At 62.2% G+C, this 13,296-nt stretch carries 12 protein-coding genes; 6 read left to right on the top strand and 6 right to left on the bottom strand.

What is annotated here, in order from left to right; translation table 11 throughout:
- Positions 1 to 27: 27 nt before the first annotated feature.
- Both NTD80_RS12350 and NTD80_RS12355 read right to left on the bottom strand, forming a co-directional pair.
- Positions 28 to 1,293, bottom strand: a complete 1,266-nt coding sequence (locus NTD80_RS12350; protein ID WP_262133798.1) for a TIGR03862 family flavoprotein — start codon at positions 1,291 to 1,293, stop codon at positions 28 to 30.
- Between the two features lie 375 nt (positions 1,294 to 1,668).
- Complete coding sequence (locus NTD80_RS12355; RefSeq protein WP_213552425.1) at positions 1,669 to 2,589, bottom strand: histone deacetylase; 921 nt, start codon at positions 2,587 to 2,589, stop codon at positions 1,669 to 1,671.
- Between the two features lie 75 nt (positions 2,590 to 2,664).
- On the opposite strand from NTD80_RS12355, the gene NTD80_RS12360 reads away from it, so the two are divergent.
- From NTD80_RS12360 to NTD80_RS12370, 3 genes are read left to right on the top strand one after another with little or no spacing between them, the layout of a single operon-like run.
- On the top strand, positions 2,665 to 3,234 hold the full coding sequence (locus tag NTD80_RS12360) for a GNAT family N-acetyltransferase (protein ID WP_120450052.1): 570 nt from the start codon (positions 2,665 to 2,667) through the stop codon (positions 3,232 to 3,234).
- 47 nt (positions 3,235 to 3,281) lie between these two features.
- Positions 3,282 to 4,151, top strand: coding sequence for an acyl-CoA thioesterase II (gene tesB, locus NTD80_RS12365; protein WP_065910141.1), 870 nt, complete (start codon positions 3,282 to 3,284; stop codon positions 4,149 to 4,151).
- Complete coding sequence (locus tag NTD80_RS12370; protein ID WP_065910143.1) at positions 4,148 to 4,741, top strand: HAD family hydrolase; 594 nt, start codon at positions 4,148 to 4,150, stop codon at positions 4,739 to 4,741. Before tesB ends, NTD80_RS12370 begins: the two co-directional genes overlap by 4 nt.
- Positions 4,742 to 5,345: 604 nt before the next feature.
- Here the strand turns inward: NTD80_RS12370 and NTD80_RS12375 are convergent.
- From NTD80_RS12375 to NTD80_RS12385, 3 genes are all read right to left on the bottom strand, one after another.
- On the bottom strand, positions 5,346 to 6,329 hold the full coding sequence (locus NTD80_RS12375) for an alpha/beta hydrolase (RefSeq protein ID WP_262133803.1): 984 nt from the start codon (positions 6,327 to 6,329) through the stop codon (positions 5,346 to 5,348).
- Entirely contained in the window at positions 6,330 to 7,217 is an 888-nt protein-coding gene (locus NTD80_RS12380; RefSeq protein ID WP_065910147.1) for a neutral zinc metallopeptidase, read from the bottom strand.
- Between the two features lie 155 nt (positions 7,218 to 7,372).
- Positions 7,373 to 7,789 (bottom strand): lipoprotein, encoded by a 417-nt coding sequence (locus NTD80_RS12385; RefSeq protein WP_262133805.1) that lies wholly within the window; start codon positions 7,787 to 7,789, stop codon positions 7,373 to 7,375.
- A 185-nt stretch (positions 7,790 to 7,974) separates the two neighbouring features.
- On the opposite strand from NTD80_RS12385, the gene NTD80_RS12390 reads away from it, so the two are divergent.
- Positions 7,975 to 8,853, top strand: coding sequence for a DMT family transporter (locus tag NTD80_RS12390; RefSeq protein WP_065910150.1), 879 nt, complete (start codon positions 7,975 to 7,977; stop codon positions 8,851 to 8,853).
- Here the strand turns inward: NTD80_RS12390 and NTD80_RS12395 are convergent, their stop codons facing one another.
- Complete coding sequence (locus NTD80_RS12395) at positions 8,854 to 10,188, bottom strand: MFS transporter (protein ID WP_262133807.1); 1,335 nt, start codon at positions 10,186 to 10,188, stop codon at positions 8,854 to 8,856.
- 220 nt (positions 10,189 to 10,408) lie between these two features.
- On the opposite strand from NTD80_RS12395, the gene quiC reads away from it, so the two are divergent.
- Together quiC and NTD80_RS12405 are read left to right on the top strand one after the other, a co-directional pair.
- Positions 10,409 to 12,310, top strand: a complete 1,902-nt coding sequence (gene quiC, locus NTD80_RS12400) for a 3-dehydroshikimate dehydratase QuiC (protein ID WP_262133808.1) — start codon at positions 10,409 to 10,411, stop codon at positions 12,308 to 12,310.
- 77 nt (positions 12,311 to 12,387) lie between these two features.
- On the top strand, positions 12,388 to 13,053 hold the full coding sequence (locus NTD80_RS12405; protein WP_065910346.1) for a TetR/AcrR family transcriptional regulator: 666 nt from the start codon (positions 12,388 to 12,390) through the stop codon (positions 13,051 to 13,053).
- Positions 13,054 to 13,296: the final 243 nt, after the last annotated feature.

A 13,296-nucleotide genomic window follows, 5' to 3' on the forward strand; every position in this document is an offset into this window, starting at 1 on the left:
CGGTTTACCTGTTAAAACCCAGCGGGTTTATTGGGGCTGCTCCGCAGCCCAACGCGGGGCAAGCCCGCTCGCCACAAGCCACTCCAACATCCCGCGCCCGGCTGCTCGTCCGCTGGCAAAACACCCCGTCAGCAAATACCCGCCGGTCGGCGCTTCCCAGTCAAGCATCTCCCCTGCGCAAAACACCCCCGGCAATTGCTTGAGCATCAGTCGCTCATCCAACGCCTCGAACGGCACGCCACCGGCGGTGCTGATCGCCTCGTCCATCGGCCGGGTTTTCACCAGGGTCAGTGGCAGCGCCTTGATATCAACCGCCAACTGCGCCGGATCATGAAAGTGCTCGGCCGGGGTCAGCTCGCGCAGCAGCGCCGCTTTCACGCCATCCAACCCCAACTGACTGTGCAAATGCTTGCTCATCGAGCGCGAGCCACGTGGCTTGGCCAGGGCGGCCTGGACCTTGTCCAGCGGTTTGCTCGGCAGCAGATCGATATGCACGGTGGCTGCGCCGTCACGGTTGATGGCTTCACGAATCGGCGCCGACAGTGCGTAGATCAGGCTGCCCTCGATGCCCGTCGCGGTGATCACGCACTCGCCCAGTCGAGGCTTGTCATCCGCCACGCCGATAGCGACGTTTTTCAGCGGCGCGCCGGCGAATTTGCTCACCATCAAATCGCTCCAGGCCGACACCTCGAAGCCGCAGTTGCTCGGTTGCAGCGGAGCGTAGGGCACGCCACGGTCTTCCAGCAACTTGAGCCACGCACCATCGGAACCCAGGCGCGACCAGCTGCCGCCGCCCAGGGCCAGTAGCACGGCATCGCTGTGGATAGTTTTTTCGCCGTCAGGGCTGTGGATAAGTAACTTGCCCTCGGCATTCCAGCCGAGCCAGCGATGGCGGGTGTGGATAACCACGCCCTGGTCACGCAGGCGCTTGAGCCACGCACGCAGCAGCGGTGCGGCTTTCATGTCGGTAGGAAACACGCGACCGGAAGTGCCGACAAAGGTCTGGATGCCCAGGCCGTGAATCCATTCGCACAACGCCTCGGCGCCAAACGCGCGCAGTAACGGCGCCATCTGCGGCGCGCGCTCGGCGTAACGCGACAGGAACGCCGGGTACGCCTCCGAATGGGTGATGTTCATGCCGCCCACGCCCGCCAGCAGGAACTTGCGCCCCACGGAGGGCATGCCGTCATACAGATCGACCCGCACGCCTGCCTGGCTCAAAACTTCGGCGGCCATCAGCCCGGCGGGGCCGCCGCCGATAATGGCAGCGTGGGAGGGAGCAGTAGCGGACATCAGCAGGCCTGGTGAAAACGAAAGGGCGCCCATTGTAAGCAATGGCGCGCAATTGTGGGGGGGGAAGGATCGTTGTGATCGGCGAGCACGCTTTCCATAGTGACCGTGCTTCCTGTGGCGAGCGGGCTTGCCCCGCGTTGGGCTGCGAAGCAGCCCCAAACCCTAAACCCCCGTTCTAACTGACAGAACGCGACGCCCTCAAAAGGGGCTGCTACGCAACCCAACGCGGGGCAAGCCCGCTCACCACAAGGAAGCCTGCGTGTCTGATCAGAAAACGTACAGTTTCCTACACGCCATGCGTGGGTTAGCTTTCAGACGCTTACGCTCAAGTTATCCACAGGCCGTTCCACAGGCATTGTGGGTAACGCTCACACTTCAATGACAGCCTGACGACGTCCATACCCGTTGTGCGCTGTGATGCAGGATGCCGTGACGACGCGCCAGGGCAGGGCGGTCCTTGCTGTAGCCGCCGCCGATCACGCCCATCACCGGGATGTCGCGGCCCAGGCAGTGGCGCATCACGGCTTCATCGCGGGCGGCGACGCCGGTGTCTGTCAGCTTGAGGTAACCGAGGGCGTCGTCCTTATGCACATCGACGCCAGCGTCGTACAGCACCAGGTCGGGTTGGTACAGCGGCAGTAGGTAGTTGAGGGCGTCATCGACCACCTTGAGGTACTCGGCATCGCCCATGCCCATGGGCAGTGGGATGTCCCAATCGCTCTGGGCCTTGCGCGCCGGGAAGTTCTTTTCGCAGTGCAGCGACACGGTGATGGCATCCGGGGTGTCGTGGAGGATACGGGCGGTACCGTCGCCCTGATGCACGTCGCAGTCGAAGATCAGTACGCGATTGACCCGGCCGCTGGCCAGCAGGTAATGGCTGATCACCGCCAGGTCGTTGAAGATGCAGAAGCCCGCCGGGTAATCGTAATGGGCGTGATGGGTGCCGCCCGCCAAGTGGCAGGCAAGGCCATGTTCGAGTGCCTGCTCGGCCGCGAGGATCGAGCCGCCCACCGCGCGCACGGTGCGTCGGGCCAGGGCTTCGCTCCAGGGTAGACCGAGGCGCCGCTGGTCTTCGCGGGACAACTCGCCACTCATGTAGCGTTCGATATAGCCCGGTTCATGAGCCAGGGCGAGAATATCTGCCGGACACAGCTGCGGGCGCAGCAGTTGGCTGTCCTCGGTCAGGCCGCTGGCCACCAGGTGGTCACGCAACAGACGGAACTTGTCCATCGGGAACCGGTGGTCCGCCGGGAACTCGGGGCTGTAGTCATCGTGGTAGATCAATGGCAAAGGCATGGGATTTTCTGACAGGAATCTGCGAAGGATCTTAACAGCGCTGTACACTCACGCACATGGCAAGGGAGGGGACCCATGGAGCCGATACTCGAACTGGAAAGTGCACGCCTGCTGATGCGCCCATGGCGTGACAGCGACCTGCCGGACTTTGCACGCATGTGCGCCGACTCGCAGGTGATGCGCTATTTCCCGGCCAAATTGAGCCACCTGGAAAGCGCCGCGCTGATCGGGCGGATTCGTGGCCATTTCGCCGAATACGGCTTTGGCCTGTGGGCCTTGCAGCGCAAGGACACTGGCGAATTCATTGGCCTGACCGGGTTGCAGAATGTCAGCTTCGAGGCGGGCTTCACCCCAGCGGTGGAAATCGGCTGGCGCCTGGCGCGCGAGCACTGGGGGCTGGGCTATGCCAGCGAGGCGGCGTGGACGGCATTGCGCTGTGGGTTCGACCGCTTGCAGCTGGATGAAATTGTCGCCTTCACCACGGAGGCCAATCTGCCATCACAAAAAGTCATGCAGGCCATCGGTATGCATTACGATCCGCTGGCAGATTTCGAACACCCCAAGGTCGCAGCCGATGACCCGCTGCGCCCGCATGTTTTGTACCGCATCACCCGCGCCCAATGGTTGGACACGCTGCACGGGTAGGAGCTGGCTCCTACAAGTAGAAAAGAATTGCTCTGAGGAGAGTGTTAATGAGCCAAGTATTGGAAGATCTGGTGGACTTGCTGACCCTGGAGCCGATCGAGGAAAACCTCTTTCGCGGCCGCAGCCAGGACCTGGGTTTTCGCCAACTGTTCGGCGGCCAGGTGCTCGGCCAGTCCTTGTCGGCCGCCAGCCAGACGGTCGAAGAAGCGCGGCACGTGCATTCATTGCATGGCTACTTCCTGCGCCCCGGCGATGCGAAATTGCCAGTGGTGTATTCGGTGGACCGCGTGCGTGACGGCGGCAGTTTCAGCACGCGCCGCGTGACCGCGATCCAGAAGGGCCACCCGATCTTCACCTGCACCACCTCGTTCCAGTACGACGAACAAGGCTTCGAACACCAGACCACCATGCCCGTGGTGGTCGGTCCGGAAAACCTGCCGTCGGAGCTGGAGCTGACCCAGCAGCGTGCGCACCTGATCCCCGAGCACATGCGCGACAAGCTGCTGTGCCCCAAGCCGATCGAAGTGCGCCCGGTGACCGAGAAAGACCCGTTCAACCCGCAGCCGTCCGACCCGGTCAAGTACGTGTGGTTTCGCGCCGACGGTGCCCTGGCTGACGCGCCGGCGCTGCACAAATACTTGCTGGCCTACGCCTCGGACTTCGGCCTGTTGACCACTTCGCTGCTGCCTCACGGCAAGACCGTTTGGCAGAAAGACATGCAAGTCGCCAGTCTTGACCACGCGCTGTGGTTCCACGCCGACCTGCGCGCCGATGACTGGTTGCTCTACGCCATGGACAGCCCGTGGGCCGGCAACTCACGGGGTTTCTCGCGCGGCAGCGTGTACAACCGTGCCGGGCAATTGGTGGCGTCGGTGACCCAGGAAGGGTTGATTCGCCATCGCAAGGATTGGGCATGAGCCTGACGGACGTTAAGCATTGGGTATTCGACATGGACGGCACCCTCACGGTGGCCGTGCATGACTTTGCGGCCATTCGCGTGGCCCTGGAGATTCCGCCCGAGGACGACATCCTCACTCACCTGGCTGCATTGCCTGCCGACGTGGCAGCGGCCAAGCATGCCTGGTTGCTGGAGCATGAGCGCGAGCTGGCGCTGGGTTCCGTCGCAGCAGAGGGTGCGGTGGAGTTGGTGCGGGAACTGGCGGGACGCGGTTATCGCCTCGGCATCCTTACCCGCAATGCGCGGGAGTTGGCGCATATCACCCTGCAAGCGATTGGCCTGGCCGACTGCTTTGCCGTCGACGACGTGCTGGGTCGCGATGATGCACCGCCCAAGCCCGATCCAGGCGGCCTGCTGAAACTGGCCGCAGCCTGGGATGTGGTACCGAGCGAGATGGTGATGGTCGGCGATTACCGCTTCGACCTCGACTGCGGCCGCGCAGCGGGCACGCGCACGGTGTTGGTCAACTTGCCGCAGAACCCATGGCCGGAATTGGCAGATTGGCATGCCACAGACTGTGCAGTGCTGCGCCAGATGATCCAACCCTGAGCCCTGTTGGAGCCGGCTTGAACTGGCGATGGCGGCGTGTCAGTCGATCTGTTTTCAACGGGTCCACCGCTTTCGCAGGCAAGCCAGCTCCCACATTTTGACCGTGGTTGTCAGGTAGAAAATAGCTCGCCACAGATCTCACAGCCCACCCCGCGATCCCCTGTGGGAGTTGTCGAGCCTTAGCGAGGCTGCGAAAGCGGCCGCATGGGCGATAGAGGGGTTGGCTGACCCACCGCTTTCGCAGGCAAGCCAGCTCCCACATTTTGACCGTGGTTGTCAGGTAGGAAATTGCTCGCCACAGATCTCACAGCCCACCCCGCGATCCCCTGTGGGAGTTGTCGAGCCCCAGCGAGGCTGCGAAGGCGGCCGCATGGGCGATAGAGGCGTTGGCTGATCCACCGCTTTCGCAGGCAAGCCAGCTCCCACATTTTGACCGTGGTTGCCAGGTAGAAAATCGCTCGCCACAGATCTCACAGCCCACCCCGCGATCCCCTGTGGGAGTTGTCGAGCCCTAGCGAGGCTACGAAAGCGGCCGCATGGGCGATAGAGGGGTTGGCTGACCCACCACCATCGCCGGCAAGCCGGTTCCTGCAGGGATGTGGGGTTATTGGAAGAGCACTTTCTGGCCTTCCGGCGAGGTAAACATGCCGTCGCCGTTATGCCCGACGCCCGGCACTTCCACCAGTTTCTGGCTCAACTGCGGGTGCCGCTGCTTGAGGTAGTCAAAATAGTTGTGCCCGCGAATCAGGCGATACGCGCCTTGGGTCTCGGCGGCGCAGCTTTTATCCAGCGCCGGGTGGTTCGGGTCGGTGTCCTGCTGACCCAGCAGGTAGGTGATGTTGCGTGACACGTAGGCCTGCTCAAGCTGCTCGGCGCTCTGGCCCTTGGCGTAATCCGGCAGGTTTTGCATGCCGTATTTCCAGTCGTTGAAGCCTGGGCAACTGGCGGTGTCGAACTTCACCGGACGCTGTGGCGTGAAGTACGCGTAGGACGATGGGTTCGCGACCACGTAACGCAGGCTGATGCCTTCGGTCTGCAGCATCGGGTGGTCGTGGCCGGTCAGGGCAAACCGCTGGACCACCTGGCCACCGCCGGAATGGCCGGCGACGACGATCTCTTTCAGCGCCGGGAACAGCTTGCGATTGCCCAGGTGCTTGATGATCTGGTCCAGTGCGCTGTAGGAACTGACCTGGCCTGGGCCGACGGAGGACTCGCCGGCCATCCAGTCGTTGCCGTTCCAGCGCAGCACCTGTTTGTCCAGGTGGTTGCGCTTGATGTCGGACTCATTCAGAAACTGCGGCGCAATCACCAGCGTGTTGGTCGCCTGGCCCGCGTGCTCGGCGGCGTCTTCACCGCTTTGCAGGTAGGTCTGCGCATTGCGCAGGCGGCCGTGCACGATGATCAACGCGCGAGTGACCTGGGGCAGCGGCTGGCGCCAGTCCTGGCTCAAGCCCAGGCTGAGGTCGCCGGCATCCAGGTGAAAACGATCGGGACTGACCACCTTGACCCCATGTTCTTTCTCGGCGGCCCAGGTGGATGAGGAACAGGTAATCAACAAGCCCAGCAGCAATCCCAATCGTTTATTCATCTAAAGACTCTTGGCGGTAAAAGTGTCGCATTGAGTGATCTGGCCCTGGGCAAAGCCGGTCTTGAACCAGCGAACCCGCTGCGCCGAGGTCCCGTGGGTAAACGAGTCCGGCACGACGCGCCCTTGACCCTGTTGCTGCAAACGGTCATCGCCGATGGCGTTGGCCGCATTCAGTGCTTCTTCAATATCACCCGGCTCCAGCCAGTTCAGGCGCTTCTGCGCGCGGTTGGCCCAGACCCCGGCGAAACAGTCGGCCTGCAGTTCCTGGCGCACCAGCAGGCCGCCATCGCCTTGCAGCTGCCGGCCCTGCTGGCGCGCGGCCTGGATCTTGGCCGAGATGCCGAGCAGCGTCTGCACGTGGTGCCCGACTTCGTGGGCGATCACGTAGGCCTGGGCGAAATCACCGGCGGCCTTGAAGCGTTGCGACATTTCCCGAAAGAAATCCAGGTCCAGGTACACCTGTTGGTCGGCCGGGCAATAGAACGGGCCGCTGGCCGAGGTGGCGCCACCGCAGGCCGAATTGACCCGACCGCGGAACAGAATCAGTTTCGGATTCTTGTAGGCCAGGCCATTTTCCTGAAAGACCTGGGCCCAGGTGTCTTCGGTATCACCCAGCACCGCGCGCACAAAGTCCGCTTGCTCGTCGTTGGCCGGCGGTGCCTGGCGTGGCTGCGTGCTCACCGAGGGCGCCTGTTCCATCTGGCCGGTCAACTGGCCGAGGATCTGCAGCGGGTCCTGGCCGGTCAACCAACCGATGCCGACGATCAGCACAATTGCCGTCAGGCTCAGGCCCTTGCCGCCACCAAACCGCATGCCGCCACCGCCGCCGCCACTGTCATCGCGGGCATCCACCACGTTGTCGCTGCGTCGGCCTTTTTTCCATAGCATGGGGCAATCCTCTCGATGAACTCTGAAACAGTGTTGTTGGTGCGTGGGAATGGCGCCAGCCCGGCTGTCCGACAGGTTTGAGAGCTGCGTAGTATCGCTGCTCTCAGCCCGTGCTGGCAGGGGCGCCAGATGAAAGTTGTGTCAGGTTGGACGGCTCAATCGCGGCAGTAGCCTTCACCGCTATCAACCACCAGGCAGTCCTTTTTCTCCGCCAGCCATTTCAGCCCGGTGGCCTCGCCGTTGCCGGCGCGCAGCAGTTGCGGCCCGTCGGGGCGCGTGAAGGCGATGCCGTCTTCGGCGGCTTCACCTTTGAAGGTGCCGGAGTCATCGGCGTCAAGGCCGTATTGCATGGTGAGGATGTAGTGACCACGGCCGACGCTGTCGTCCTTGGCGATGGTCAGGTTCAGGCCTTCGACGCCGATCCACTTGCCGACCCACTTATCGGTGGGCGGGGTTTCGGGCACCAGCGTGGCTTGCACAGACGGTGGCGCAGGCTTGGGTGCCTCCTTGGATTCCTGGTTGCAGGCGGTCAGCAGGACGAGGGCAGAAAGAATAAAGAGGTTTTTTTTCATAGCAGCAAGGCCTTGGTTAAAAAGTGTGCAACGCTGGGGCTGAGGTGCAGCGTTGGACTCGAATCCCGTGATTTAGTGCGCTGTTCGCACGGTGTTTGGTTATGCTCTGGGGGCAGACGCATGCCCGGCTGCTAGATTACCGGGTTGAGTGCCACCGCGTTCAGCTCGCCACGCAAGAGAATTCAATGACTGTCAGCACCCCCCTTTCCGGCGTCAACCATCCTTTCAAAGGCATCCTGCTGATTGTGCTGGCGACGTTCCTGTTTTCCAGCCACGACGCGTTGTCCAAATACTTGGCCGGGTTCTACCCGATCGTGATGGTGGTGTGGGCGCGGTACCTGGTGCATACCGTGTTGATGGCCGGGATTTTCCTGCCGCAATCCGGCTTGCGCGTGCTGCGCAGCAAGCGGCCGGGGATGCAGGTGGTGCGGGCGTTGTGCCTGTTGGGCACGAGTTTGTTCTTCACTGCGGCGCTGCATTACATCCCGCTGGCGGAAGCCACGGCGGTGAACTTCCTCGCGCCGATCCTGGTGACGGCACTCTCGGTGCCGCTGCTCGGCGAGCACGTGACCCGAGGCCAGTGGCTGGCGGTGATCTGCGGGTTTGTCGGGGTACTGATCATCATCCACCCCGGCGGCGAGCTGTTCACCCCGGCGGTGCTGCTGCCGCTGTGTTCGGCGCTGTTCTTCTGCTTCTACCAATTGCTCACGCGCATCCTTAGCCAATACGACACGCCCACCACCAGCAACTTCTTTGCCGGGCTGTGCAATACCCTGGTGATGAGTGCGCTGGTGCCGTTCTTCTGGCAGGTTCCGACGCTGTGGCATGGTGCGTTGATGCTGGCGCTGGGCACCTGTGGGATGACCGCCCACTTGATGCTGACCCAGGCGTTCCGCTTTGCGGCGCCGGCCTTGCTGGCGCCGTTCGGCTATTGCCAGATCGTCTTTGCGGGGTTGTTGGGCTGGCTGGTGTTCAGCCATACCCCCGATGTGACCACGGTGGTCGGCATTGGGGTGATCTGCATGAGCGGGTTGGCCGCTGCCTGGCAGCAGCGGCGCAGGTGATCAGACGTCTACGGTGGGAATCTTGCGCGGCGCCATGAAGTACATCCAGGTCAGCGCAATGAAGTACATCGCCGGGATCAGGGTGAACAACACCGTGTAGTTGTTGTTGGTGACTGTGAGGATATGCCCGACGATCTGGGTCATGAACATGCCGCCGATGGCCGCGCACATCCCGCCAAAGCCGAACACCGTGCTCATCATGTGCTTGGGTGTGTAGTCCATCACCAGGCTCCAGATATTCGCGGTCCAGGCCTGATGCGCGCCGATGGCCAGGGAGATGGCAAACACCGCGACCCACAGCTGGCTGGAGCCGGCCGCCATGATCACGCCGACGATGCAGCAGGCAAACAGCAGCATCGACAGCAACCGCGCCTTGATCGAGTTCATCCCACGGCCGATCAGGAACGACGAGAGAATCCCCCCACCCACACTGCCGAAGTCGGCAGTCAGATAGATGATGATCAGCGGGATGCCCATCTGGGTCACGTTGATGCCCAGGTTGTATTGCTGGTTCAGGAACGGCGGCAGCCAATACAGATAGAACCAGAACACCGGCGCGGTCATCGAGTAGGCGAGGGCGAAGGCCCAGGTGCCGCGCATGCGCAGGATGCGGCTGAACGGCACGCGCGGTTGTTCCGGTTCGGCTTCCTGTTGCACGTAGTCCAGTTCGGACTGTTTAACCGTCGGATGGTCTTCCGGGTTGTAGTACTTCAAGCCCCAGAACAGCAGCCAGATCCCGCCGAGTGCCGACATGCACAGGAACGCCGCCTGCCAGCCCCACACGTGCAGGATCAACGGCAGCAGCATCGGCGTCATCATCGCGCCGACGTTGGTGCCGGCGTTGAAGATGCCGGTGGCCACCGCGCGCTCACCGGCCGGGAACCACAGGCGGGTGGTCTTGACGCAAGCCGGGTAGTTGGCGGCTTCGGTCAGCCCGAGGATAAAGCGGCAGACCATAAAGCCGACGGCCGAGGTCGCCAGGCCGTGGGCGCCGGTGGCCAGGCTCCACAGCAGCACCGCGCAGAAGAACACGCGCTTCACGCCGACGCGGTCGATCAAGCGCCCTTGCAGCACAAAGCCGATGGCGTAGCCGACCTGGAACCAGAAGTTGATATTGGCGTAGTCCATCGCCGTCCAGCTCATCTCCTTGGCGAGGATTGGCTGCATCACGCCCAGGGCGGCGCGATCGATGTAGTTGAGGGTGGTGGCGAAGAACACCAGGGCCAGCATGCCCCAGCGAGTTTTACCCACGGCCAGGGCGCCGCGAATCTTGTCGCCGATGCCGGCGTGCGGGTTGCCCGGGCGCGCGGCCAGGACGGAGTTTTGCGAAGGCATGAGGTCGTACCCGTTTTTTGAAATTTTTATGGTGTGTTCTGGGTCTTGATACGGAATCGATGGTGCGCAGCGGTTAAAAAATCGTCAATTCGTCAACAGCCATTGTGTTCGATAATCGCACTGAAAACTAACCGGTTCGTACATTTCAATTGCTGTGAACAGTTTAGCGGCGAATAATTTGCCGTAAATAAGACGAGCCTCAAATGCCGGGAGTCGCCCCATGCAACGCTCTATTGCCACCGTTTCCTTGAGCGGAACCCTGCCGGAAAAACTCGAAGCCATCGCGGCTGCCGGGTTTGATGGCGTAGAAATCTTCGAAAACGATCTGCTGTATTACGACGGCAGTCCTCGGGAAGTTAGGCAAATCTGTGCCGACCTGGGCATTGCCATCACCCTGTTCCAGCCCTTTCGCGACTTTGAAGGCTGCCGCCGCGACCGCCTGGCGCGCAACCTTGAGCGCGCCGAGCGCAAATTCGACTTGATGCAGGAACTGGGCACCGACCTGGTGCTGGTGTGCAGCAACGCCTCGGCCGATTGCGTCGGCGATGAACGCATCCTGCTGGATGACTTGAGCCTGCTGGCCGAACACGCTGGCCGGCGTGGCTTGCGCATCGGCTATGAAGCGCTGGCCTGGGGCAAGCACGTGAACACCTGGCAGCAGGTGTGGAACCTGGTCCGCCAGATTGACCACCCCAGCCTCGGCGTATTGCTCGACAGCTTTCACACCTTGTCGCTGAAGGGCGACCCGAGTGGCATCGCCGAGATTCCCGGCGACAAGATTTTCTTTGTGCAGATGGCCGACGCGCCGATCCTGGCCATGGACGTGCTGGAGTGGAGCCGGCATTTCCGCTGCTTCCCCGGCCAAGGCGAATTCGACCTGGCGGGGTTCCTCGCACCGATCATAAAAAGCGGCTACACCGGGCCGTTGTCCCTGGAGATTTTCAACGACGGCTTCCGCGCCGCGCCCACTCGTGCGAACGCGGCAGATGGCTTGCGGTCGCTGCTGTACCTGGAAGAGAAGACCCGCCAGCGCCTGGAGCAGGAGCAACCTGCGGTGCCGGTGGAGATCCTTTTCGAAACCCCGGCGGCCAGCGAATACGACGGCATCGAGTTCCTCGAGTTTGCGGTGGATGAAAGTCTCGGCGCCAAGCTGACTCACTGGTTGGGGCGCCTGGGGTTCGTCAAGGCCGGCCAGCACCGGTCCAAGAGTGTCAGCCTGTTGCGCCAGGGCGATATCAACCTGATCCTCAACTGCGAGCCGTATTCCTTCGCGCATAACTTTTTTGAAGCTCATGGACCGTCGTTGTGTGCCACGGCGATTCGGGTCAAGGACAGCGCCAAGGCCCTGCAGCGGGCAGTGGCCTACAAGGGCCAGCCCTATCGCGGCCTCGTCGGCCCGAACGAGCTGGAACTGGCCGCCGTGCGCGCGCCGGATGGCAGCCTGATTTACCTTGTGGATCCGAGCGAGGGCGGTCTCTACGACACCGACTTCAACCTGCAACCGGCCACTGCCGCCAGCGGTGGCTTGCTGCGCATCGACCATATGGCCATGGCGCTGCCGGCCGACAGCCTCGACAGCTGGGTGCTGTTCTACAAGAGCCTGCTGGATTTCGAAGCCGATGACGAAGTGGTGCTGCCCGACCCGTATGGCCTGGTGAAAAGTCGCGCACTGCGCAGCCGCTGCAGCTCGATTCGCCTGCCGCTGAATATCTCCGAGAACCGCAACACCGCAATTTCCCACGCCCTGTCGAGCTATCGCGGCTCGGGCGTGCACCACATTGCCTTCGACTGTGCGGACATTTTCGCCGAGGTACGCCGGGCGAAAGAGGCCGGGGTGCCGCTGCTGGATATTCCGCTGAACTATTACGACGACCTCGCGGCGCGTTTCGATTTTGACGACGAGTTCCTCAGCGAACTGGCGTATTACAACGTGCTGTACGACCGCGACGCGCAGGGCGGTGAGTTGTTTCACGTGTACACCGAACCGTTCGAGGGACGGTTTTTCTTCGAGATCATCCAGCGCAAGAACGGCTATGCCGGCTATGGCGCGGCCAACGTGGCGGTGCGCCTGGCTGCGATGGCCAAATCGCGCAGCGGTGCAGTGCGTCAGGCACGCTTATGACGGCGGGCCAGGTGCTTCCTTCGGGGAGCGCCGCGGCCCATAATCACCGCCTGCATAACAATGGCCGTGAGCGCACCATGACCTCGAGTCCCGAACTCCCCGCGGTGTCAGACGCACCGCGCAAGAGTCGCAAGAACAATCCGGAAAAGACCCGCGAAAACATTCTCCAGGAAGCCATCGTCGAGTTTGTCCAGCAGGGCCTGTCCGGCGCTCGCGTGGATGCGATCGCCGAGCGCATCCACACCTCCAAACGCATGATCTATTACTACTTCGGTAGCAAGGAGCAGTTGTACGTCGAGGTGCTGGAGAAGCTCTACGGCGATATCCGCAACACCGAAACGCGGATGAACCTCACCGCGCTGGAACCGCGCGAAGCAATCCGCCGGCTGGTGGAGTTCACCTTTGATCACCACGACCAGAACGTGGATTTCGTGCGCATCGTCAGCATCGAAAACATCAACAACGCCGAATATGTGAAGCGCTCCGATTCGATCAAGGCGATGAACAGCAACATCCTCGAAGGGCTGGGCGCCACCTTGCAGCGTGGGGCAGAGTTGGGCGTGTTCCGCCAAGGGCTGAACCCGCTGGACGTGCATTTGCTGATCAACTCATTCAGCTTTTACCGCGTGTCCAACCGCCATACGTTCAGTGAGATTTTTCAGATCGAACTGTCGGATGAGGCGATCAAACAGCGGCATCGCGAGATGATTTGCGATTCGGTGATGCGGTACTTGCAGGCCTGAGTACGCGCACTATTCGGGAAGGAATGCAGTCCCTGTGGGGCTTGCTCGCGAAGCCGGTGGGTCAGTCGCTGAAGAGGGTGGCTGGTCTGGCGCCTTCGCGAGCAAGCCCGCTCCCACATTTGGGGTGTATTTCAAGGTTGGAATCGGGTTGTGCCTCCCGCTCAGATGCCGGTGCAGTACCCCGAATCCCCAGCCCGAACAGCGATCAAAACTGTGGGGGGGGGGGGGGGGGGGGGCCCCGGG

The sequence above is a fragment of the Pseudomonas sp. 13B_2.1_Bac1 genome (genome assembly GCF_025466155.1).
In the GTDB taxonomy this organism is placed as follows: Bacteria; Pseudomonadota; Gammaproteobacteria; order Pseudomonadales; family Pseudomonadaceae; genus Aquipseudomonas; species Aquipseudomonas aylmerensis.

Coding starts and splice junctions, on each gene's coding strand:
- NTD80_RS12350 (WP_262133798.1), bottom strand. CDS start 1,293: ATGTCCGCTACTGCTCCCTCCCACGCTGCCATTATCGGCGGCGGCCCC.
- NTD80_RS12355 (WP_213552425.1), bottom strand. CDS start 2,589: ATGCCTTTGCCATTGATCTACCACGATGACTACAGCCCCGAGTTCCCG.
- NTD80_RS12360 (WP_120450052.1), top strand. CDS start 2,665: ATGGAGCCGATACTCGAACTGGAAAGTGCACGCCTGCTGATGCGCCCA.
- tesB (WP_065910141.1), top strand. CDS start 3,282: ATGAGCCAAGTATTGGAAGATCTGGTGGACTTGCTGACCCTGGAGCCG.
- NTD80_RS12370 (WP_065910143.1), top strand. CDS start 4,148: ATGAGCCTGACGGACGTTAAGCATTGGGTATTCGACATGGACGGCACC.
- NTD80_RS12375 (WP_262133803.1), bottom strand. CDS start 6,329: ATGAATAAACGATTGGGATTGCTGCTGGGCTTGTTGATTACCTGTTCC.
- NTD80_RS12380 (WP_065910147.1), bottom strand. CDS start 7,217: ATGCTATGGAAAAAAGGCCGACGCAGCGACAACGTGGTGGATGCCCGC.
- NTD80_RS12385 (WP_262133805.1), bottom strand. CDS start 7,789: ATGAAAAAAAACCTCTTTATTCTTTCTGCCCTCGTCCTGCTGACCGCC.
- NTD80_RS12390 (WP_065910150.1), top strand. CDS start 7,975: ATGACTGTCAGCACCCCCCTTTCCGGCGTCAACCATCCTTTCAAAGGC.
- NTD80_RS12395 (WP_262133807.1), bottom strand. CDS start 10,188: ATGCCTTCGCAAAACTCCGTCCTGGCCGCGCGCCCGGGCAACCCGCAC.
- quiC (WP_262133808.1), top strand. CDS start 10,409: ATGCAACGCTCTATTGCCACCGTTTCCTTGAGCGGAACCCTGCCGGAA.
- NTD80_RS12405 (WP_065910346.1), top strand. CDS start 12,388: ATGACCTCGAGTCCCGAACTCCCCGCGGTGTCAGACGCACCGCGCAAG.